This window comes from Glycocaulis albus, assembly GCF_014639075.1.
Lineage (GTDB): Bacteria > Pseudomonadota > Alphaproteobacteria > Caulobacterales > Maricaulaceae > Glycocaulis > Glycocaulis albus.
The window spans coordinates 20,760-40,595 of record NZ_BMFS01000009.1 but is presented as its reverse complement, the minus strand read 5'-3'; the positions used below and the strand labels follow the sequence as shown (position 1 = coordinate 40,595).

19 protein-coding genes are annotated in these 19,836 nt (G+C 63.1%); 6 read left to right on the top strand and 13 right to left on the bottom strand.

What is annotated here, in order from left to right:
• Nucleotides 1-183: 183 nt before the first annotated feature.
• A complete protein-coding gene (locus IEV75_RS10255) occupies nt 184-1,002 on the top strand; it encodes a GntR family transcriptional regulator (RefSeq protein WP_188452473.1) in 819 nt (272 codons plus the stop codon).
• A gap of 7 nt (nt 1,003-1,009) precedes the next feature.
• Nucleotides 1,010-1,705 carry an SDR family oxidoreductase gene (locus IEV75_RS10250; RefSeq protein ID WP_188452472.1) on the top strand — a complete coding sequence of 232 codons (696 nt, stop codon included), beginning with the start codon at nt 1,010-1,012 and terminating at the stop codon, nt 1,703-1,705.
• Nucleotide 1,706: 1 nt separating this feature from the next.
• Here IEV75_RS10250 and IEV75_RS10245 read toward each other — a convergent pair whose 3' ends face one another.
• Nucleotides 1,707-3,221, bottom strand: coding sequence for an aldehyde dehydrogenase (locus IEV75_RS10245; protein WP_188452471.1), 1,515 nt, complete (start codon nt 3,219-3,221; stop codon nt 1,707-1,709).
• A 220-nt stretch (nt 3,222-3,441) separates the two neighbouring features.
• On the opposite strand from IEV75_RS10245, the gene IEV75_RS10240 reads away from it, so the two are divergent.
• Nucleotides 3,442-4,641: an FAD-dependent oxidoreductase gene (locus IEV75_RS10240; RefSeq protein ID WP_188452470.1), complete on the top strand. Its 1,200-nt coding sequence runs from the start codon at nt 3,442-3,444 to the stop codon at nt 4,639-4,641.
• 7 nt (nt 4,642-4,648) lie between these two features.
• On the opposite strand, the gene IEV75_RS10235 is transcribed toward IEV75_RS10240, so the two are convergent.
• Both IEV75_RS10235 and IEV75_RS10230 read right to left on the bottom strand, forming a co-directional pair.
• On the bottom strand, nt 4,649-4,936 hold the full coding sequence (locus IEV75_RS10235; RefSeq protein WP_188452469.1) for a hypothetical protein: 288 nt from the start codon (nt 4,934-4,936) through the stop codon (nt 4,649-4,651).
• A gap of 45 nt (nt 4,937-4,981) precedes the next feature.
• Nucleotides 4,982-5,713, bottom strand: a complete 732-nt coding sequence (locus IEV75_RS10230) for a hypothetical protein (RefSeq protein WP_188452468.1) — start codon at nt 5,711-5,713, stop codon at nt 4,982-4,984.
• Nucleotides 5,714-5,897: 184 nt separating this feature from the next.
• On the opposite strand from IEV75_RS10230, the gene IEV75_RS10225 reads away from it, so the two are divergent.
• Together IEV75_RS10225 and IEV75_RS10220 are read left to right on the top strand one after the other, a co-directional pair.
• Nucleotides 5,898-7,055: a class I SAM-dependent methyltransferase gene (locus tag IEV75_RS10225; protein ID WP_188452467.1), complete on the top strand. Its 1,158-nt coding sequence runs from the start codon at nt 5,898-5,900 to the stop codon at nt 7,053-7,055.
• Between the two features lie 2 nt (nt 7,056-7,057).
• Complete coding sequence (locus IEV75_RS10220) at nt 7,058-8,446, top strand: MFS transporter (RefSeq protein ID WP_233351830.1); 1,389 nt, start codon at nt 7,058-7,060, stop codon at nt 8,444-8,446.
• Here IEV75_RS10220 and IEV75_RS10215 read toward each other — a convergent pair.
• The 7 genes from IEV75_RS10215 to IEV75_RS10185 form a co-directional block, all read right to left on the bottom strand.
• Nucleotides 8,434-9,957: an ABC transporter substrate-binding protein gene (locus tag IEV75_RS10215; protein WP_188452466.1), complete on the bottom strand. Its 1,524-nt coding sequence runs from the start codon at nt 9,955-9,957 to the stop codon at nt 8,434-8,436. The genes IEV75_RS10220 and IEV75_RS10215 overlap by 13 nt on opposite strands.
• Entirely contained in the window at nt 9,954-10,841 is an 888-nt protein-coding gene (locus IEV75_RS10210; RefSeq protein ID WP_188452465.1) for an ABC transporter ATP-binding protein, read from the bottom strand. Before IEV75_RS10210 ends, IEV75_RS10215 begins: the two co-directional genes overlap by 4 nt.
• Nucleotides 10,838-11,635 carry an ABC transporter ATP-binding protein gene (locus IEV75_RS10205; RefSeq protein WP_188452464.1) on the bottom strand — a complete coding sequence of 266 codons (798 nt, stop codon included), beginning with the start codon at nt 11,633-11,635 and terminating at the stop codon, nt 10,838-10,840. Before IEV75_RS10205 ends, IEV75_RS10210 begins: the two co-directional genes overlap by 4 nt.
• On the bottom strand, nt 11,632-12,444 hold the full coding sequence (locus IEV75_RS10200; protein ID WP_188452463.1) for an ABC transporter permease: 813 nt from the start codon (nt 12,442-12,444) through the stop codon (nt 11,632-11,634). The genes IEV75_RS10205 and IEV75_RS10200 overlap by 4 nt, the downstream gene beginning before the upstream one ends.
• Nucleotides 12,444-13,367, bottom strand: a complete 924-nt coding sequence (locus IEV75_RS10195) for an ABC transporter permease (RefSeq protein ID WP_188452462.1) — start codon at nt 13,365-13,367, stop codon at nt 12,444-12,446. Before IEV75_RS10195 ends, IEV75_RS10200 begins: the two co-directional genes overlap by 1 nt.
• Before the next feature lie 124 nt (nt 13,368-13,491).
• Nucleotides 13,492-15,666, bottom strand: a complete 2,175-nt coding sequence (locus IEV75_RS10190; protein ID WP_188452461.1) for a TonB-dependent receptor — start codon at nt 15,664-15,666, stop codon at nt 13,492-13,494.
• 204 nt (nt 15,667-15,870) lie between these two features.
• A complete protein-coding gene (locus tag IEV75_RS10185; protein WP_188452460.1) occupies nt 15,871-16,653 on the bottom strand; it encodes a GntR family transcriptional regulator in 783 nt (260 codons plus the stop codon).
• A 231-nt stretch (nt 16,654-16,884) separates the two neighbouring features.
• Between IEV75_RS10185 and IEV75_RS10180 the strand changes: the two genes are divergently transcribed.
• Nucleotides 16,885-17,475 (top strand): NADPH-dependent FMN reductase, encoded by a 591-nt coding sequence (locus tag IEV75_RS10180; RefSeq protein WP_188452459.1) that lies wholly within the window; start codon nt 16,885-16,887, stop codon nt 17,473-17,475.
• A 61-nt stretch (nt 17,476-17,536) separates the two neighbouring features.
• On the opposite strand, the gene IEV75_RS10175 is transcribed toward IEV75_RS10180, so the two are convergent.
• From IEV75_RS10175 to guaA, 3 genes are read right to left on the bottom strand one after another with little or no spacing between them, the layout of a single operon-like run.
• The gene (locus IEV75_RS10175; RefSeq protein WP_188452458.1) at nt 17,537-17,929 is read right to left on the bottom strand and encodes a type II toxin-antitoxin system VapC family toxin; all 393 of its coding nucleotides are present in this window, start codon (nt 17,927-17,929) and stop codon (nt 17,537-17,539) included.
• A complete protein-coding gene (locus IEV75_RS10170; protein ID WP_188452457.1) occupies nt 17,926-18,156 on the bottom strand; it encodes a FitA-like ribbon-helix-helix domain-containing protein in 231 nt (76 codons plus the stop codon). The genes IEV75_RS10175 and IEV75_RS10170 overlap by 4 nt, the downstream gene beginning before the upstream one ends.
• A gap of 48 nt (nt 18,157-18,204) precedes the next feature.
• On the bottom strand, nt 18,205-19,770 hold the full coding sequence (guaA, locus tag IEV75_RS10165) for a glutamine-hydrolyzing GMP synthase (RefSeq protein ID WP_233351829.1): 1,566 nt from the start codon (nt 19,768-19,770) through the stop codon (nt 18,205-18,207).
• Nucleotides 19,771-19,836: the final 66 nt, after the last annotated feature.

The window sequence follows — 19,836 nt, the reverse complement described above, 5'->3', positions numbered from 1 at the left end:
CGGCACCGAACCAAATGTTATAAATGTAGATCATTTAAGCAAGTGATCAGCGCTGCATACCGGCTTGCGGGCTATTGGCTGGCACGAACGGCTTGCTGATCGGCGCCAACGCGGCACAATATCAAATAAAAAAAGGGTAACGTCCTGACCGGCGGCCTGCCCGTGCTTCTGGAGGATGACGACTTGCCAAAAACCCAACAGGCCGATTCCGGTTCAGAGGTTGGCCGCCGCCGTCTTGGTTCGTCTCAGACAACCAGCCTGCCCGTATACCATCAGCTTTACACCATACTGCGTCAGCAGATTCAGGACGGCATGTTCGGTCGCGACCAGCCCTTGCCGCCCGAGATGACGTTGAGCAAGACCTATGACGTATCGCGCGTCACAGTGCGGCGCGCACTGGAAATGCTCGAGCGCGAATCACTGATCGTGCGGCGCCATGGTGTAGGTACGTTTGCGTGCCCGCCAGGCGGGGAAGGCGGTAGCGAACGCCTGGCCGGCCTTGTCGAAAACCTTATCACGCTGGGGCTGGACACCACGGCCAAGCTGATAGCGTTCGACACCGCAGCGCCGGTTCCGTCCGTGGCAGCGGCTGCGCTGAACCTGAAACCCGGCTCCCCTGCTCTGCGCATTGAGCGGCTGCGCTATTACAAATCCAAGCCCCTTTCGCTGACGACCCTGTTTCTGCCAGCCGCCTTCGCCTCACGGATTTCGGAAAAGGAACTCGATGACCGGCCGGTCATGCGCATACTGGAGGCGACGGGCATCAAGGCCATGCGCGCCGAGCAGACCATCAGTGCCGTGGCCGCCGACGACCGGGCCGCGAACCGGCTATCGGTCGGTGTCGGCGCGCCGCTGATCCGCCTGCGCCGGACCGTGTTCGACGAGGCCGGACAGCCCTTCGAGCACCAGCAGGGCCTCTATAATCCCGACCAGTACGAGTATCACATGCTGCTGACGCGCGATAACAGCTCCAGCCGCCCGCAGTGGCGCCATATCGGATAGCCCGCCCATGCCTTGTGTACTGATCACGGGGGCCAGCCGCGGCGTGGGCCTGGCGCTGGCCACCGTCTTTGCCGAGCAGGGGTGGGATGTGGTGGCGACGTGCCGCGAAGGCCCGCAGAATGCGTCCCTGACCGCGCTATCGGAAGACTTTCCCGGCCGTATACGCGTTGAAACACTGGATGTCAGCGACCCTGCCTCACTGGCAAGGTTGGCATCGTCGCTCGACGATCTTCCTATTGACCTTCTGGTCAATAACGCGGGCATCACCCATCGCGACACTCAGCTGGGATCGCTGGACTACGCCGCCTGGCAGCGCGTGATGGACGTAAACCTGCTGGCGCCGGTACGCGTCACAGAGGCATTGCTGGAGAATGTTCTGGCGAGTGATCACAAAAAGATCGCAGCCATATCCAGCAGTCTTGGCTCTATCGCCCGGACGGCGGGCGGCAATTATTTCTACCGCACCAGCAAGGCCGCGCTGAACATGGCCATGCGGTCACTGGCGCACGATCTCAAAGACCGGGGCGTGATAGTGGCGCTGCTGAGCCCCGGCTATGTCGATACCGATTTCACGCGCAGTGTAGGCGGGCAGAAAGTCTCCGCCCGTGAAAGCGCGCAAGGCCTGTTCGCTGCGATGACGGCCATGACAATGGCCGATTGCGGGCGGTTCTTCCGGTATACGGGCGAGGATCTCGACTGGTAGCTCAGCCCATTCCCAGCTTGCGAAGCGGCACATTGCCGACGGGAATGGTCACCGTCTTCTCGTCGGTGAAGAAATCGCGCGACGCTGCCGCGCCATCCCGGCCAATGCCGGAATCCTTGATGCCGCCAAAGGGCGCGCGCAGCTCGCGCATGAGCGGCGTATTCACCCACATCAGGCCGGTGCGGACATGGCGGCTGATCCACAGCGCGGTATCGAGGTTCTGCGTCCAGGCATAGCCGACAAGGCCGAAGGGCGAGTGGTTGGCAATTGCCGCCGCTTCTTCCCTGCCATTGAACTTCAGGAAGGCTGCGAAGGGTCCGAAGATCTCTTCCTGGCAAACGCGGCTGGCATTGTCAGAGGCCAGTACCGCCGTGGGCTCCATGAAGTAGCCGTCACCCTCGATCGCCTTGCCGCCGGTCAGCAGTTTTGCGCCCTGGCCTTGTGCGATATCGACATAGGACAGGATGTGGTCGCGGTGACGCGCGGATGCGATAGGGCCAAGCTCGGTATCATCGGCCATCGGATCACCGACTTTCAGCCTGCGCGCACGCTCCACGAAGGCCTCGACAAAATCATCGAAAACCGGCTCTTCCACCAGGATGCGCGAGCCTGCAAGGCATTGCTGGCCATTATTGGAGAAGATACCCAGCAGCGCGCCATCCAGAGCACGCTCCAGATCAGCGTCGGCAAAAACGATATTGGCCGACTTGCCGCCGAGCTCCACAGATGCGGGCTTCAGGCGCTTGCCAGCGGCCTGCATGATGGTGCGCCCCGTGGCCGTGCCGCCGGTGAACGCAACCCGGTCGATACCGGGATGGTCCACCAGCGCCACGCCCGTCACGCCCCCGCGCCCATTGACCAGATTGACCACACCGGCGGGCACGCCGGCCTGATGAATGATTTCCACAAGCCGGGCCAGCGATAGCGGTGTCTGCTCTGACGGCTTGAGGACACATGTATTGCCGAAGGCAATGGCGGCCGCGATCTTCATCGAGGCCAGCGCCAGCGGCGCATTCCACGGCGCGATCAGAGCCGCCACACCGGCCGGCTCACGCGTGACAAAAGTCAGGTAATCCCGGTTCTGGGTCCAGACTTCGCCCGGCTGCTGACTGATGACTTCCGAGAAGAATTTGAAATTATAGGCCGCCCTGCGGATATGGCGCTGGCGTACCTCGCGCATGACAATGCCGGTATTCAGGCACTCCAGATAAGCCAGCTCCTCGTCATGCGCCAGAATTGCATCGTGAATTGCCTGCAGGACCGCCTGACGCTCCTCTATCGCCATGCGGGGCCACGGCCCGGCATCGAACGCCGCGCGGGCTGAGCGGACCGCCATGTCCACTTCACGGGCATCACTTTCGTGCAACTGCGAGACAACCTGGCCGCTCCCCGGATAGTGAACGGGAACACGATGCCCCTTGCCGCCGGGCACAAAGCTGCCATCAATAAAGCCGGTGACCAGCGTGGGTGTTGCTGCAGCGGGCTTGTGCGTGCCACCGGGGGCGGACTGGGCCATGGGTAGGTCCTCGAATCTGGATCGTGCGCTGGTCCTGTCTGGACCCGCAGATGTCTGACTAAAAATACGACATGAGGCGATCCGACAAGTCAACGGACTTGCTGCATCACCTGCCACCACATCACATTGTCTAGCAATTAGCGCTTAGGTTAGTCCGCAGGGGTTGCGGAACCGCTCGCGCAAACGTATCAAGAAACAGACAAGTGGGGTAGAGGACTTCATGCAAAAGCTTGATACGCAGGTCATTATCGTCGGTGCCGGCCCGGTCGGCCTGTCTGCCGCTCTGCGCCTGAACGCATTTGGTATATCGTGTATCGTTCTGGAAGCTGAACCGTCATTGCCAGAAGATTTGCGGGCCTCGACATTTCACCCGCCAACATTGGACATGCTCGACGAGTACGGGCTGGCGAGGCCACTGATCGATCAGGGGCTGGTTTGCCGCTCCTGGCAGATCCGCCAGCATGAAACTCATGACCGCGCGGTGTTCGACCTTTCCGTTCTGGAAGGAGAAACCCGCCACCCCTTCCGGCTGCAATGCGAACAATTCCGCCTGTGCCGCATCCTGGCCGATGCCCTGGCCGGGGCGCCATTTGCAGAAATCATCATGGGCGCGCGTGTCGAGTCGGTCACGCAGACCGATGACGCCGTGCAGGTGCGCGCCATCAGGGATGGCGAAGAATTGTCGATCAGGGGCCGTTTCCTGATCGGCGCCGATGGAGCGCGCAGCACGGTGCGCGAACAGGCCGGCCTCGCGCTTGAAGGGCTGACCTATCCGGAAACCACCATTCTCGCGATCACGGATTTTCCATTCGAAGAGCACCTGCCCGGCCTCTCCAACGTGAACTATGTCTGGCGCAATGGCGGCACGTTCTCGCTTTTGCGCCTGAAGGAATTCTGGCGTTGCTCGCTATACCCGTCAGAGGACGAGTCCATCGAGGACGCCCTGAAACCGGAAAGCATCCAGCGCAAGCTCAACGCCATCGTGCCGCGCAATGAACCCTATAATGTGTTCGAGACAAGACCCTACCGGGTCCATATGCGCATCGTGCCGGACTATCGCCGGGGCCGCGTGGTGCTGGCAGGTGATGCGGCACACGTGAACAGCCCGAGCGGCGGCATGGGCATGAATGGCGGGATACACGACGTCTTCAACCTGACAGCCAAGCTCAAGCGCGTGCTGGCAGGGGAATCGCACGATCTGCTCGATCTCTACACCCGGCAGCGCCGCCCTGTAGCCGAGGAGGAAATCCTCCAGCAGGCGGATCGCAACCGGCGGCGCATGCAGGAGCGCGACCCCGAGAAGCGCCGCGTGATTCTGGAAGGGCTGAAAGCGGTCACATCGGACCCGGCAAAGGCCAAGGCCTATATCATGCGCTCATCCATGATCGAGGGCTTGCGCCGGGCCGAAGCGACGGCATGACGCCGCGCTATTCGGGCGGCAGCGAGGCCAGCTCCTCCTCAAGTACATAGAAGACCCGCTGGTTGAACGCCTCATGGCGCTCCCGCCGGGCGGCGAGCTGTTCCGCACTGGGCTGAAAAGCATCTAGCGCCCCTGTCTCCAGAACTGCCTTCTCCGCAAGCACGGCCTCAAGGCTGTGTACCCGCTCTGACAGGACCGCGACTTCTGCCGCCAGCGCCGTAATGATCGCCGTCAGTCGGTCATTGGCCGCGTCTTCGAAGAATACAGGACGGGGGGCTTTGGGTGTGGACGACATGGGACATTCCTGTTTGCGTGAAAGGCTGGTGAGCGGGTTCTGTTTCTAGAGGCCGGCCATGAGGGCCGGAAAGCGGTCAAGCAGGCGCTGGCGCCAGGGTGCCTCTCCGGCAATCCAGTCGCGCGGTGTGGAAGGCTGTCCCAGCGCGGCACTGACCGCCCAGGCGGTGCACAGATTTGATGACAGCACCGGCGTATGTGTCTCCAGTGATGCAATCGCGAGCGCGGGAAGGCTGGGCGCGCCGGTTCCAAGCGCCAGCACAGCATCCCCATCCATTCGCGCGGCCATGCGCAGCGTGTTGAGGATCGCGCGGGCGTCGCGCGCATATATGGGATGACCCGAAGCAGCAGGTGGCACCGCCAGAACCTTGCCTATTTCATGGCCTTGTACCGTCCACCATTTGACGGCCGCAGAGGTAAGGCTGTCCGGATACGGGCTGACAAGGACCAGCTTGCGGGCCCCGAGTGCTGCCACTGCATCGCGCACCGCATTGGCGGCAGCAATCAGCGGCATATCTCTGCCTGCATGATGGAAGAGGCGGCCCGGCGCGCCTGCCGGCGGAACAAGATAGCTGGACCCCGTGCAGGCAAAGATGGCCGCATCAAGCGGTGCCTTGCCGAAGGGTGCCATCCACTGGTCCATGTCCGCTGCATAGCCTCTAAGCCGCACATTCATGTCGGGCGCGGCAATGTGCATGCGGGTTGAAAGCAGGTTGATGTCCGGCCCCAGCAACACGGAGAGTTCCGGTTCGGCGGTCGGGTTTTCTGCCGGCGTCATCAGCGCAACAACGCCTGAGCGCCCCAGATCTGGACGGGGCTGCGAAAGGGCTGGATGTGAGGCCTTGTCTGTCACAATCTCGATCCATCAGCGGAAAACATCTGGCACCTTGATCTTCTTAGATGTATTTATTTAAATACATGTTGTCCATATCGCGTGCCAGCTAGCAAAGCGAGACCGCCCGATGATTATCGACCGCACTGCCACCCACGACATCATGGCCCGTCCCAACCATGACGAGGCGGCCCGCACCCAGTACGTCGTGCAACTCAAGCGCCGGCTGACACAGCTTCAGCCGGGCAATGAGAAGGTGTTCAAGGCGCGCGCGGCAAAACGGCACGAGGCAACCACCGGCCAGCAGCCGCAAAGCCAGGCCGAGATCGGCGAAGCCATGGCCGTCGACCCCTATTACCAGCTCTGGAGCGCGCTGAGCTGCAGCGCACAGGAGCTGATGTGGAACAGTGTCGAGGAGACCGTTCAACGCGACCTGCCGCGCATGCAGCAGGCTGCTGCACAATTCCGCAATGCCCCGGCGGGCGGAACGCTGTCGCTTGCCCGTGACTTTGACGCGCCCGGCGACGCGTTTGCCGCCCACATCCATGGTCAGCCCGGTGGCTATATGCGCGATGCGGGTGAGGACGACATTATCGCCGGGGCGCTTTATGAAAGCGGCGGCAACGCGTTTTCGGCCGGTACCGGGATCGGCTCGCGGGACAGCAAGTCGGCAGCCGTCATCGATTTTCTCGAAGAGCGTTACGCCACCATGCGGCCCATGCGTATTCTCGACCTTGCCTGTTCGGCAGGAGGGGCGTCGGTCGGCTATGCGGCGCGCTTCCCGGACGCAGAGGTTCACGCCGTCGACGTGGCACCAGCCATGCTGCGCTACGCCCATCTGCGCGCCGAGGCGATGGGCCTGAAAGTGCATTTCCACCAGATGGATGCTGCCCGGATGGACTTCGAGGACGAGAGCTTTGACCTCGTCATCTCCCACAACATGATGCACGAGGTTTCGCGTCCCATGCTCGGCAGGATATTTGCCGAAGCGCGCCGCGTGCTGAAACCCGGCGGGGTGGTAGTCCATCAGGACGTGCCGGTGAAGGGCGCCGACTTCTCTGAGTTCGAGAAATTCATGTTCGCCTGGCAGACGAAGAACAATAACGAGCCCTTCTGGGATGACTTCCTGAACGCTGACGTGCCGGCGGTCATGCGGGAAATCGGGTTTGCCGGTGACGAAGTCGTCGAGACGACTGTGAAGATGCGCGACGGACCACGCTCCTGGTATCTCGTTCTGGGCGAAAAGCCGGATGCCAGCGGGCAACGCGGCACCGCCCTGAAGTCCTGACATTGCCGCCAGACCCCGCCCCCGGCGCGGGCGGGGAAGCCGCTGACGGGCTGCCGGCGCCACGGCGGCAGCTATCGGCGCTGGCGATCGCAATTGCGATCGCCATGTGCGTGCTGGACGCCAGTATCGCCAATATTGCACTCCCCGCCCTCGTCAGCGCTTTCGACACGCCGCCGTCGCGCATGATCTGGGCGGTCAATGCCTATCAGCTGACCATACTGGCCCTCCTGCTTCCCATGGCCGCATTGGGGGAAAGTATCGGGTTCCGGCGCGTCTACGCGGCAGGGCTTGCTGTTTTCATTGGCGGCGCGGGTGCCTGTGCGCTGGCACCCGATGCCAGCCTCCTGATCGCCGCGCGGGTCTTTCAGGGCATCGGCGCGGCCGCGATCATGAGCATTAATGGCGCGCTGGTGCGCCACACCTATCCGGTCTCGATGCTCGGACGCGGTGTGGGGCTGAATGCGCTGGTAGTCGCGGCATCGGCTGCAGCCGGGCCAGCATTGGCGGCCGGCATATTGTCGGTGGCAGACTGGCGCTGGCTGTTTGCTTTCAACGTGCCGATCGGCATTGGCGCGCTCGCGCTTGCGGTCTGGGTCCTGCCCGGCGCGACCGCCAGCCGGGCGCGTTTCGACTGGACAGGCGCCGCGCTCAATGCCGCGGCATTCGTGCTGTTGTTTCTCGGTATCGACAAGGTGCTGCACGGCCAGTTCACCGGCTGGATCACGGTACTGGCCGGCGCGGGGCTACTGGCGATCTCGGTCTGGCGGGCCCGCGCCCGGCCTGCACCGATACTGCCGGTGGATCTCCTGCGCGTGCGCGCGATCGCACTGGCCGCCGGCGCGGCCGTCTCAGCCTTCATTGCCCAGGCTCTGGCGATGATCGCCCTGCCATTTCTGATGCACGTTGTGTTCGGCCGCTCGCTGGTGGAAACCGGCCTGATGATGGTGGCCTGGCCCGTAGCAACCGGCATGGCGGCAAGCGTCAGCGGACGGCTTGCCGGGCGTGTGCCGTCAGGGCTGCCGGGCGCAGCGGGCATGACAGTGTTCGCCCTGGCGCTTGCCGCCTGGGCGTTCATGCCCGCCAACACATCATCACCCGTCCTGCTGGTCGCGGCGCTGGCAGGCTGCGGCATCGGCTTTGGTCTTTTCCAGAGCCCCAATGCCCGTGACATATTGCTCGCCGCCCCGCGTGGCCGCAGCGGTGGAGCCAGTGGCCTTCTGGCCTCCGGGCGGCTCGCGGGCCAAACGACCGGGGCTGTCCTCATGGGCGGGATGTTTCATCTGGCCGGCGGCGGCGCGCCGCGTCTGGCGCTGGGCATCGCCGCGCTCTTCGCTGTGCTGGCCGCACTGGTCAGCCTGGCAAAGCTCCGCGGCCGGCTTCACGGCCGCTGAAGCGTGATCTCCTCGTAGACCGGCACGCGGTGCCGGATACGCACACCGTCAACATAGGGGGCGTAGGCAAAGAGGTCCCGGTGCTCCACCAGGAAAACGGACGGGGCAGCGTCACGATAGGCGCGCGCCAGTTCCTGATAGGCTTCAAGACGGGCCGCCTCGTCATGCAGGACGCGAGCGGCCTGGAACTCCTGCGTGATGGCTTCGTCACAGAAATACGGCACGAAGCGCCCGCAGGAAAAATCATTCATCGCGCGGGTGATGTCATTGTACTGGAAGCTGTTCCAGGACAGGGCAAAGGCATCGCCGCGCCAGTTATTGGTCAGCAGGCGGTTGAGGTATTCGGGCAGGGTCACGATACGCAGGCGCGTGTTCACACCAACCTGCCGCCAATACTCCGCGACGGCCTGCGTCATCAGGTCATCGCCGGGCGCAGCGTCGGTAAGCACTTCCATGGTTAGCTCGAAACCATCCGGCCATCCGGCCTCCGCCAGCAGCGCGCGGGCGCGGTCCGGGTCGTAGGGGTATGGTTCGATCAACGGGTCATGGCCGAACACACCACGCGGTGCGGGCTGGCCGGACGGTACTGCCCCGCCGGGCAGGAGGGCGGAAATGGCATGCTTGTCGACGGCGTAGTTGAGCGCCTGACGCACTCTTACGTCACGAACGGGCGAGTTCTCGCTGCTACCCTCCACGCGGAAGGTGTACGCCTTAACCTGCATGGACGGTGTGGACAGGATCGGAAATCCGCCGCGCTCAAGCCGGTCCATCTCCTCCAGATCGATCAGGGCAAAGTCGACATCACCGGACAACAGCGCCTGCGTACGGCCAGAGGAACTCGGCAGCTCGAGGAAGATAAGCCGGTCCAGAGACGATTCGCGCCAGCTGTCGGGGTTGCGCTCCAGCGTCAGATGACGGCGGCGCTGGTCCCAGCGGGTCATGATGAAGGCGCCCGTTCCGACCGGCGCACGGCTATAGGCGTCCAGTCCCATCTCCTGCAGGGCACGCGGCTCCACCATGTTCACCGTTACCAGGCGGCGCGGGAGGATGGGATCGGGCCGGGCCGTCTCGAACTCCACTGTCAGCGTGTCGATCGCCCGCACCGCCACGATGTCGCGCATTTCGATACCGATCAGGTTCCTGCGCCCCTCCGGCGTCGCCAGCCACTCAAACACCTCAACCACGGCGTCGGCGTCGAAAGGCCGCCCGTTGGAGTAGCGTACCCCTTCGCGCAATGTGAAACGCCATACCGTTGGTGATACCAGTTCCCACTCCACCGCGAGGGCGGGTTCGGGGTCACCTTCAAAATCAAGCCGGGTAAGCCCGTCAAAAATCGCATGCCAGAGCAGCGACCCGGGCCGTCCATTGCCACGATAGGGATTACCGAGGCTGGACGGCAGGGATGCCACCCCCACACGCAATACCTGTTCATCATCGGCGCCATTGCCCGTATCAGAGCACGCGGCCAGCGCCAGGCAGATGACGGCACATAGCGCCTGTAACCACTTCATCGCGCATCTCCCATCAGGGCACCGCCGCGAATAATGTCCATAACCCCTTTGAGAGCGTCCTCGGACACAGCCTCCCCGTTCTCCAGTGCCTCGGCAAGGCGCGGATCGGAAAGTGCCGCACGCGGATTGAGAGCGGCGGCCAGCAAGAGCCGCGTATAGGCCGATTTCGGATTATAGAGCACGTCGCTGACCGCACCCTGCTCAACGACATGGCCCTTTTCGATGACGCAGACATCATCGGCCATGCGCCGCACGCTGCGCATGTCGTGCGAGACAAACAGCATGGCAAGGTTCAGATCGCGGCGCAGATCGGACAGCAGGCGTGACACATGATCCTGCGTGGTGAAATCGAGAGCGGAGAGCGCTTCGTCGGCGATAAGGATGCGCGGCTCCATGGCCAGCGCGCGCGCAATCGCCACGCGCTGCTTCTGACCACCTGACAGCTCGCGCGGCCGGCGCGTGGCGAGATCGGCAGACAGCTGGGTCATGTCCATCAGCTCGGCCACCCGGCGCTTGCGTCCGGCGGCATCGCCATATCCGGTTACGCGCAGGGGCTCTTCGATAATGGCTTGCACACGGTGCAGCGGATTGAGGCTGGCGCCCGGGTCCTGAAACACCATCTGGATCATGCGCCGCGTGTGTGGCGGCCGCTGGCGCAACGGTGGCAAGACCTGCCCGTCCAGCAGCATCTCGCCCGAAGCGGGCGCAACAAGACCGGCGACAGCCCGCACAAGCGAGGATTTGCCCGAGCCGGACTCGCCCACGACCGCCATGACCTGCCCCGGTTCAAGATCAAACGAACAGCCATGCAGGGCCCGGAACCGGTCTGCGCCTTTTCCGTAATCGATCACCAGATCGCGTATCTGAAGCAACGGACTGCTCATCGGAACCGCGCGCCTCCGGGTGCATGTGAGAGCAGTTCGCGGGTGAAAGGGTGAGTGGGCGAGGCTAGCAGCCGGTCGGTCGGGCCCTCCTCGACGATCTCGCCCTCGTTCATGACCGCGAGCCGGTCACAGATGGCCGAGGCCGCGCCGATATCGTGCGTAATGAAGAGGCATGCTGCGCTGGAAGCCTGATGACGCAATAGCGCCAGTATCTGCAGCTGGATGGTGGGGTCGAGCGCTGTTGTCGGTTCGTCGGCGATAATCAGGGCAGGCCGGTTCACCAGCGCCAGCCCGATCATGGCGCGCTGGCGCTGGCCGCCCGACAGCATGTGCGGATAGGCATCCACCGATGCCTTGCGGCCCGGAAGCCGCATCGTGGCCAGCGTGTCGATGGCCAACTCGCGCGCCTGCCGCGCCGGCAGGCGCTGATGCCGGCAGATGGATTCCACCAGTATCGAGCCCACAGTACGCAGCGGATTGAAGGAGGAGAGCGGGTCCTGAAATACCATGCCGATACGGCCGCCCCGGACCTTGCGCATCTCCGATTCGGACAGACGGTCGATGCGCTCGCCTTCAAGGCTGATTTCGCCCGACTGGGTGAGCGTATCAGGCAGCAGGCGGGCAAGGGAGAAGGCCGAGATGGTCTTGCCGGATCCCGACGCGCCAACCATGCCGACAATCTCGCCCCTCCCGATCGTCAGTGACAGGCCGGGCACAAGCACTTTGCCGCCCGCGCTTATGCGCAAGCCGGCGACCGCGAGCGAGGGCGGCATGGATGTGGCCGCTGCATTCATCGGCTGGCATTCCTGAGATGCTGGCCGAGCGCGTGCGCGCAGACGATGATGGCCACCATCGCCAGAGCCGGAGAAAGCGTCAGCCACGGCGCCGACAGCATGTAGCCGCGGCTTTCAGACAGCATCGCGCCCCAGGTCGCCGCCCCCAGCGGCGCGCCGATCCCGAGGAAGGACAAGGCACTCTCTGCCACGATCATGTCGGCAAAATGAAACACCACGAGGACGGAAAGACTCGGCACCAGGCCAGGCAGGACGTGCCGCACGAACAGCCGGATTGCCGGCATTCCCGTCATTTCCGCCGCCAGCACATGCTCACGCTCGAACAGGCTGCGCGCTTCGGCGTAGACGACACGGGAAAAGACCGGCCATGTAACAAGGCCCAGCGTCAGCACTATCGAGAAGAAGCCCGCATCGCCCATGACCGCGATCACCGTGACGGCCAGAACAAAGGGCGGGAAGGCCTGGGTAAAGGTCGTCAGCAGGCGCATGACGCCGCCAAGCGCTGACTGACCGCGTGCCGCGACCAGTCCGAACGTTGTGCCGATCATAAACGCGATGAACGTTGCGCTGAGCGCCGTGGCGACGGACCAGCGCAAACCGGTAAGCAGCCGGGCCAGAACATCGCGTCCCAGCTCATCCGTGCCCAGCAAATGTCCGTCCGTTAGCGGCGGAGCAAGCCGCCGGTCGAGGTTCATCGCGCGATGGTCATGCCCTGAAAGCGCATCGCCGAACACCATGATGACGAGGCAGGCAATGCCCACCAATGTCAGGACGAGGGCGAGTACGGGAATGCGTCTTGGCGCGCGCATCAGTCCGCTCCCCTGGCATTGCCGATCCGCGGGTCCAGCGCGGCCTGGAGGTGCTCGGCCAGGGCGTTGGTGGCGAACACGCCGACTACCATGAGGAAGACCACGGCCTGGACCACGGGAAAGTCGAGACTGAGCGTTGACTGTACCAGCAGCCAGCCAATCCCCGGCCAGGCGAAAATGGTCTCGATCACCACAAGGCCCGTCAGCATGAAGGCAAACTCTGCCCCCACCAGCGCTATCGCGCCCAGAAGCGCATTCGGCGCGACATGCCGCCAGAGAATGACATTGTCCGGCGCCCCGCTGGCTTTCGCCGTGCGGACATAGTTGGACGTCAGCGCTGCATAGGTGTTGGCCTCGATCACCCGGATGAGTTTGGGCGCCAGGAAAGACACGACCGACAGGGTGGGCAGTATCCAGGTTGCCGGCCCGCCAAAGCCGACCGTCGGCAGCCATTCCAGCCCTACAGCGAAAGCGTTGATCATCAGCAGGGCAATCACGAAGCCGGGAAAGCCCTGCATCACCGTGATAATGCCCCGGACTGTACGCCGGGCAATTCCTGAGCGCGCCTGTCCGAGCCAGAGCCCGGCAGGTAATGAAATGAGAAGATTCACGCTGAGCGCCATCACGGCAAGGAACAGCGTCGCGGGAAAGGAGATGAGTGCCTTTTCCAGTGCCGGCGTGCCATCGGCGAGCGAGGTACCGAAATCGAGCGTCAGCAGCTTGCCGGCATATACGGCATACTGGACCAGAAGCGGCTCATCAAAACCGTATTCGGCCCGGATAGCCTCCACTTGCGCGGGCGATGCGCCGTCCCCGGCCAGCACCACTGCCGGGTCGCCTGTAAGGCGCAGCAGGAAGAACAGCACGGTCATCGTCGCAAGCAGGACGAAGACAAGATCACGCAGTCCTCTAAGGGCAGACACGGGCTGAACTCATCCTTGCGGGGCTACGCAGTCAAAGGCTGGCTGTCGGGGCATTCGGGCGCTTCCGGCGTCAGACCGGAAGCGCCCTCAATGCATACGCGTACGGTGTACGCAGGCTACCCTATCAGAAGGTCATCTCGTAAGTGATGCCGAACTGACGGCCGCGCGGCAACGTGCCCAGGAAGCCACGGCGGTTGGAGTCTCCGAAGTCGACATAGCGGGTCACACCCAGCGGCTCGATATTGTCGAACAGGTTGCGCCCGAACAGGATCACCCGGTGCTGGTTCAGCTCCCAGCCCAGCTGGGCATTGGCGACATCGCGCCCGTCCACCCATGCCAGATTGCTGACCTGGGCAAACTTGCGGCCACGATAGGCATAGGTCGCATCAAAGAAGCCGCGCGACTCGTTAAACATCGGCCACCAGATATACGTCCCCACAGAGAACTGGGTGCGCGGGGCGTTGGGTGCGGTATTGCCGCTGATATCACCATTGCCCGTCAGCGTATTGGTGTCCGGGTCAAAGGCGCTGGTGTATTCGGACTCAGCGTAGGAATACGTGCCGCGCAGGCGCCAGTTTTCCGTTACCTGGAACTCGCCTTCCAGCTCTATGCCGCGAACTTCCAGCTCACCGACATTGCGGATGAAGGAGGCCGAGCCACCGACACCGACAAGCGTGCTCTGGGTCAGCTGCTGGCCGGTCCAGTCGATGAAATAGGCGGCTGCATTCAGGCGCAGGCGCTGGTCGAACAGGTCGCTCTTGACACCAACTTCATAGCTCCACGCCGTTTCCTCGCCATAAGACAGCTGGTCAGGGGCAAGGCGTACATCGGCGTTGAAACCGCCCGGCTTGTTACCGCGCGCCGCCGATGCGTAGAGCATGGTGAAATCGTCCGCCTGATAGGCCAGCGTGAAGCGCGGATTGGTGCTGCGATAGGTGGCGCTGAGATCGAAGTTCGATGCGCCGCCCTGCAGCGTCAGCTCCTCCTCGGCGATACGCACCTCCGCAGTACCGGTCAGCCGGTCGGTGAAGTCGAACCGGGCAAGGGCAAAGGCCGCATAGTTGGTCACACCGACAACACCATTGTCCTGGAGCGTGTCGGAGCTGAAACGGTAGCGGCCATTCCAGGTATCGCCATTGTAATAGTAGAGGCCGGCAAGCCAGCTGAAGCGCCGGTCGACGGGCGAGGCGATGCGGATCTCCTGCGAGAAGCTCTCGATATCGATCCGGTCATCGGCATGCAGCGCGCCGCCCAGCGCCGCAATCGGCAGGAAGTCGAGATCGGCTTTGCGGGACTCGTAGGAGTTATTGTATCCGCTGATCGCGGTCAGCGTGAAGCCGTTCTCGAAATCATATTCCGAAATCAGGCTGATACGGGTCGTTTCACGCGATACGCCGCCGCCGCCAACAGAATCGAGATTGAGCGTGATGTCTTCCGGTCCGACATCGATGGCACCGCAATAATAGCGGCTCGTCGTGTTCAGGAAGCAGTTATTGTTCGACGCCCGCTGAAGCACCATCACTTCGTGACCGTCATCGTTCTCCGCGTGCGTGGCGCGCAGGGTGAAGGACAGGTTGTCGGACGGTGTAAAGCGCAGGCCCGCCGAAATGCCGAGGGTCTCCTCGTTACCGATCGTGCGCCCGAAGCTGGGATCACCAACGGCATTATTGGTGTACTCACCGCCATAGGTGTAGGCGTTGACCGCGATCTGGCCGCTGAGCACGCCGTCCACGATAGGACCGCTTACAGCGCCGAGGAAATTGTACTCGTCATGCTCGGCAGCCGTGATGCGCAGCTGCCCTTCAAAAACATCAGACGGCTCACGCGTCGTGTAGCTGATGGCGCCGGAGAAGGTCTGGCGGCCATAGAGAGCCGATTGCGGCCCCTTGATCACCTCAATCTGGTCGACAAAGGCAAGCTCGGTCGCAAACAGGCTGTCAGGGATATACACGCCATCAATGAATGACGCGGCGTTGGGAACACCCAGCACGTTCGACTGGCCGCGGATGACCGGGCGGTCAAAACGGCGCCCCTGGTCCTGCTCCACATTCAGCCCGGGCGTGATCGAGCTGAGATCCTGCGCGTTGCGGATGCCCCGGCGCTGTATCTCGGCAGCGGTGTAGGCCGAAACCGCGATCGGAACCTCCTGCAGATTCTCTTCGGTCTTGCGGGCGGTAATGGTGATGACTTCCAGCTGCGGGCCGGAGCGGGCAGCCGGCTCGCCCTGATCTTGTGCCTGTGCCGGTGCCGACATCGCCAGAGCGATGATAGCGGTGGTCGTGAGTGCGGTGGTGCGCATGGAACTCCCCTCCTGCCAACTTGTATGGCTTATAATACCACCCAACGCTGCACCAAGCCCGCACGGTCTGTCAACGCCATCATTCCGATAAGCCAAGTATATTGCACCAAGCCTGTTGCACAAAGGGCGCGGAACGGTCGTGCACAGCTAGAAGCCGTAAATGATATATTGTACGCAAAACCATACAGGCCCTCGGTGCAGACCTTAGCCTTCCTGCTTCCAGGCACTGTCGGCAGCGGGGCGCTTTCGTCGGGTTTTCAGATGGTACTGGAAGCGGTCAGAGCGGTAATACGCCATGATCAGCTGGACCGGCCGGCCCGCCCCGTCGCGCATGACACGCTCGATGCATAAAAGCGGCGACCCGGCCGGCACGTCCAGAGCGGCAGCAATATCGGCTTGCGCGCTGGTAGCCGTAATCCATTGTTCTGCCTCGCAAACCTCGGCTCCGGCCTTCTCCAGCAAAACGAGCATGGGTTCAGAGCCAAGTGCTTCGGCCGGAATCTTGCGGGCAATCGCGTCCGGCAGATAGGTGGTCAGGTGGGAGAAGGGTTCGCCTTGCAGCTTGCGCAGGCGGATAATCCGCTTCACCGGCGCGCCGGCCGGCAAGGCAAGGGAGTCCGCCACCTCCTCGTTCGCGCTGACCAGGCTGTGCTCGACCAGCTCGATCTGGGTTTCCAGCCCCATCAGGCGCAGCGATTCGATAAGATTGTCGAACGAGCCCTTGACCATGGGCGAGAAGCCCGGCGCGGCAACCACCGTTCCCCGGCCGCGATGGCGGCTGACCAGGCCTTCCGATGCGAGCTCGTTCAGCGCGCGTTTCACCGTGATGCGGGACACGTTCATCAAGCGGGCCAGCTCCTGCTCGCCCGGCACGATATCGCCCTGCGCCAGAACGCCCCGGCGGATCCGGTCACGCAGTATCAGATAGACCTGATGATAAAGTGGCGTGGGCAGCCGCGCATCAACCATGCCCGGTGTGAAATCCATCGTCCCGACGCGCCCCTTCAAGAATCACACGCAAATCTACCCCGCCGGGCGTGCAATGTCAGGCTATGGGCCCGGCTGTGCCGCCAACGGCACGGGGCAAGGCCAGCCGCGGCAATACCGGGAACAGGTCCGGAAACTCCGGCGCGGCCAGCGAATGGCCGGACATCGTGCTACATTCATGGGTATGAAGGAGGGCCCCATCAAACAAGACCGCTTCAGGAAAGGAGTTACATGACCCACCAAATCCTCGTCTTCTACGGTTCCTATCGCGCGGACCGGCAGGGAATCCGGCTGGCGCGTTATCTGGTGAGAAAGCTAAGCGAACTCGGCAACGAGGCCGAGCTGATCGACGCCAGGGCCATCAACCTGCCGATGCTGGACCGCATGTATAAGGAATATGCCGAAGGCGAGGCACCTGCCAAGCTGGAAGAACTGGCCGGAAAGATCCGTGCCGCCGACGCGTTCGTCTTCGTCACGGGCGAATATAATTGGGGCGTCCAGCCGGGCCTGAAAAACCTGACCGACCATTTCCTGGAAGAATGGTTCTGGCGGCCTGCGGCCATTGCCAGCTATTCAGCCGGCCGCCTGGCCGGCGTGCGTGCCGCGCTTTCCTGGCACGGGACGCTGTCGGAAATGGGGATGGTCGTCATTTCCAGTTCGCTGGCTGTGGGTGGAATTCGCCACGCGCTTGATGACGACGCGAAGCCTACCTGCGAGGGCGGAGCCGCGCTGGAAAAGGCTTTTCCACGCTTCGCCGCCGATCTGGCATGGTGGACCGAGGCGGCCCAGGCTCAGCGCCTAAAAAGCGGAACACCGTATTGAAGGGCGCTGCTACAGAGGCTGAAAATGCCTGAGCGGCGTCACGCTCGCTACCACTAGACTCCTAGAGGATTTCGACGCGGGCGGAGACACCTGGAACGGCGGCGAGCTTCGTGTCGCGCGTCCAGAGCGGGACGTCCAGTGCCTCGGCGAGGGCTATATAGGCCGCATCGTAGGCCGTCAGATTATCACGCAGCGCCCATATGCGGCCCGTCAGGAAGCGATGGGAGAAGCGTTCGATGTTGAGCTCTCCCAAAATGGTCAGGCCGGCGCGCGCCCGCTTGGCATCGACGGCACCGAGCCGTTTATGCCGCCGCAGCGCCTGCAATACCTCAAGGTCCAGTATCTCAGGAGCAAGGAGGGTGCCCCCATGCTCTTCAAGCCGGCGGCTGAGGCCGGCGCCGCCGTTTGCCGATATCACAACATCCACCACCAGCGAGGCATCGACGACGATCACCGTCCGTCGCGCTCTTCGCGGATAATCCGGGTTGTGGAGACCGGAAGCTCGACCGGCTCCATCGACGCCTGGCGCGCCCTGATCGATGCCCAGTCGGGCCGCTTCAGATCCTGCTCGATCAGTCGGCGCAGATAATCGCTCATGCTCATCCCTTCCGCCGCCGCACGCGCTTTGAGCGCCCGGTGCGTCTCTTCGGGGATTTCACGTATCTGGATATGCTTGGGCATGTGCAAAACATGAAGGTGGGGGTGGGGGGAGTCAATGGGAGTTGCCCCCTACTCCCACTCAATCGTCCCCGGCGGCTTGCTGGTGACGTCATAGACCACGCGGTTGACGCCGCGCACTTCATTGATGATGCGCGTGGCGACGCGGCCCAGAAAGTCGTGATCGAAGGGGAAATAGTCCGCCGTCATGCCGTCAACGCTCGTCACGGCGCGCAGGGCCAGAACGCTGTCATAGGTGCGCTCATCGCCCATCACGCCGACCGTGCGGACGGGCAGCAGCACCGCGAAGGCCTGCCAGATCACGTCATAGAGACCTTCCTTCTTGATCTCCTCGATATAGATGCGGTCGGCGGCGCGCAGGATATCGGCCTTTTCCTTCGTCACGGCGCCCGGAATACGGATGCCGAGGCCCGGACCGGGGAAGGGGTGGCGGCCGACAAAGGCTTCGGGCAGGCCGAGCTCGCGGCCCAGCGCCCTCACCTCGTCCTTGAAGAGTTCGCGCAAGGGTTCCACCAGCTTCATGTTCATGCGCGCGGGCAGGCCGCCGACATTATGGTGGGACTTGATGGTGACGGACGGGCCGCCATCAAAGCTGACGCTCTCGATCACGTCCGGGTAGAGTGTGCCCTGGGCCAGGAAATCGGCGCCGCCAGCGAGTTTTGCCTTCTCCTCGAACACATCGATGAAGAGCTTGCCGATGGTCTTGCGTTTTTTCTCCGGGTCATCAATCCCGTCCAGCGCGGAGAGGAAGCGCTCCCCCTCATCGGCGGCGACCAGCGGGATATTGTAATGCTCGCGGAAGAGGGTGACGACCTCCTCGGCCTCGCCATGGCGCATCAGGCCGGTATCGACAAAGACGCAGACCAGCTGATCGCCAATCGCCTCGTGGATCAACACGGCGGCAACAGCGGAGTCGACGCCGCCCGATAGCCCGCAGATCACCCGGCCAGAACCCACCTGTTCGCGGATACGGGCGATCGCCTCATCCTTGAAGGCGGCCATGGTCCAGTCGCCCTTCATCCCTGCGATTTCGTGGGTGAAGTTCTTCAGGATCAGCGCGCCGCGGGGCGTGTGGACGACTTCAGGGTGGAACTGCACGCCATAGAACTGGCGCGCCTCGTCCGCGATGGCGGCAAAGGGCGCGCCGGGGCTGGTGGCGATCACATGGAAGCCTTCGGGAGCGGCCATCACGCGGTCGCCATGGCTCATCCATACGCGCTCGGTGTCACCCACCTCGCCCAGGCCTGCCAGAAGCGGGCTTTCCGCCACGATCTGGATGTCGGCGCGGCCAAACTCGCGATGGTCAGATGTCTCCACCCGCCCGCCGAGCTGCGCGCACATGGTCTGCTCGCCATAGCAGATGCCCAGCACGGGCACGCCTGCCTCGAAGATGTAAGGATCAGCGCGCGGGCTGTCCTCCCAGCTCGTCGAATGCGGGGAGCCGGAGAGGATGATGGCTTTCGGGCCGTATTCCTTCACGAATTCCGCATTGGCGCGGTTATAGGGATGGACCTCGCAATAGACGCCGCTCTCGCGCAGGCGCCGTGCGATAAGCTGGGTCACCTGACTGCCGAAATCGACAATCAGGGCGCGTTCGTGTTCGGCAGGTATATCCATGCGCAGCGATTAGCCGAGATTCTTCGCGATGGCGAGGGGGGAAGTGGGTTCAATTTGACTCTCATA

What these genes read in the sequence shown, in the direction of transcription:
- IEV75_RS10250 (WP_188452472.1), top strand. Translation starts at nt 1,010, where the DNA reads ATGCCTTGTGTACTGATCACGGGGGCCAGCCGCGGCGTGGGCCTGGCG.
- IEV75_RS10245 (WP_188452471.1), bottom strand. Translation starts at nt 3,221, where the DNA reads ATGGCCCAGTCCGCCCCCGGTGGCACGCACAAGCCCGCTGCAGCAACA.
- IEV75_RS10240 (WP_188452470.1), top strand. Translation starts at nt 3,442, where the DNA reads ATGCAAAAGCTTGATACGCAGGTCATTATCGTCGGTGCCGGCCCGGTC.
- IEV75_RS10235 (WP_188452469.1), bottom strand. Translation starts at nt 4,936, where the DNA reads ATGTCGTCCACACCCAAAGCCCCCCGTCCTGTATTCTTCGAAGACGCG.
- IEV75_RS10230 (WP_188452468.1), bottom strand. Translation starts at nt 5,713, where the DNA reads ATGACGCCGGCAGAAAACCCGACCGCCGAACCGGAACTCTCCGTGTTG.
- IEV75_RS10225 (WP_188452467.1), top strand. Translation starts at nt 5,898, where the DNA reads ATGATTATCGACCGCACTGCCACCCACGACATCATGGCCCGTCCCAAC.
- IEV75_RS10215 (WP_188452466.1), bottom strand. Translation starts at nt 9,957, where the DNA reads ATGAAGTGGTTACAGGCGCTATGTGCCGTCATCTGCCTGGCGCTGGCC.
- IEV75_RS10210 (WP_188452465.1), bottom strand. Translation starts at nt 10,841, where the DNA reads ATGAGCAGTCCGTTGCTTCAGATACGCGATCTGGTGATCGATTACGGA.
- IEV75_RS10205 (WP_188452464.1), bottom strand. Translation starts at nt 11,635, where the DNA reads ATGAATGCAGCGGCCACATCCATGCCGCCCTCGCTCGCGGTCGCCGGC.
- IEV75_RS10200 (WP_188452463.1), bottom strand. Translation starts at nt 12,444, where the DNA reads ATGCGCGCGCCAAGACGCATTCCCGTACTCGCCCTCGTCCTGACATTG.
- IEV75_RS10190 (WP_188452461.1), bottom strand. Translation starts at nt 15,666, where the DNA reads ATGCGCACCACCGCACTCACGACCACCGCTATCATCGCTCTGGCGATG.
- IEV75_RS10185 (WP_188452460.1), bottom strand. Translation starts at nt 16,653, where the DNA reads ATGGATTTCACACCGGGCATGGTTGATGCGCGGCTGCCCACGCCACTT.
- IEV75_RS10180 (WP_188452459.1), top strand. Translation starts at nt 16,885, where the DNA reads ATGACCCACCAAATCCTCGTCTTCTACGGTTCCTATCGCGCGGACCGG.
- IEV75_RS10170 (WP_188452457.1), bottom strand. Translation starts at nt 18,156, where the DNA reads ATGCCCAAGCATATCCAGATACGTGAAATCCCCGAAGAGACGCACCGG.
- guaA (WP_233351829.1), bottom strand. Translation starts at nt 19,770, where the DNA reads ATGGATATACCTGCCGAACACGAACGCGCCCTGATTGTCGATTTCGGC.